Source organism: Sinobacterium norvegicum, assembly GCF_923077115.1.
GTDB lineage: Bacteria > Pseudomonadota > Gammaproteobacteria > Pseudomonadales > Sinobacteriaceae > Sinobacterium > Sinobacterium norvegicum.
Window position 1 is genome coordinate 1 of sequence record NZ_CAKLPX010000012.1, and the last position, 866, is coordinate 866.

2 rRNA genes are annotated in these 866 nt (G+C 43.3%); both read left to right on the plus strand.

Going from position 1 to position 866, the window contains the following annotated elements:
• Window positions 1-78 (plus strand): 16S ribosomal RNA (locus L9P87_RS17810); the annotation flags it as partial.
• A gap of 383 nt (window positions 79-461) precedes the next feature.
• A 23S ribosomal RNA gene (locus tag L9P87_RS17815) occupies window positions 462-866 on the plus strand; the annotation flags it as partial.

Below are 866 nucleotides of genomic sequence, written 5' to 3' on the forward strand. Positions count from 1 at the left end.
ACCACGGTGTGATTTATGACTGGGGTGAAGTCGTAACAAGGTAGCCCTAGGGGAACCTGGGGCTGGATCACCTCCTTAAACGATAGAGCAATCGCTCAGTTAAGTGCTCACACGAATTACTTGATCATTAGTTAGCTTGTGAAAATTCAGAAGCAAGATTACTGCTTCAGCCATCGGCTGTTGGAAGTTATTTTCTTTCTGGTTTTACACCAGTTGCTCTTTAACAAGATAAAATAGCCAAGTTTTAAAAACACGCATATTTGCGGTTACGTGTAACCGATGAATATGATGTTCAATTTAAACTTGAAATAACATTGGTTATTAACAGCTCTCGAGCGGTTAATGACATATACGATGTTTTTTCAAGCGTTTTAATCCGGCAATATCGATGAAACACCGCTAGTCGCAGTGTTTCTGAATCAGTTATTTGATGTACATGTATTCGATTATTTCGATTATATGGTCAAGTGACTAAGCGTATACGGTGGATGCCTTGGCAGCTAGAGGCGATGAAAGACGTTGGAGCTTGCGATAAGTCCGGGGGAGGTAGCAACCACCCATTGATCCCGGAATTTCTGAATGGGGAAACCCACCTTACATAAGTAAGGTATCTGTTTACTGAATATATAGGTTTACAGAGGCGAACCAGGGGAACTGAAACATCTAAGTACCCTGAGGAAAAGAAATCAATTGAGATACCCTGAGTAGCGGCGAGCGAAAGGGGTACAGCCTGCAAGTGATAGCAGACGCGTTAGTGGAATGATCTGGAAAGTTCAGCGATACAGGGTGATAGCCCCGTACACGAAAACGCGACTGTGGTACTAAGCTTGCGACAAGTAGGTCGGGACACGAGAAATCTTGACTGA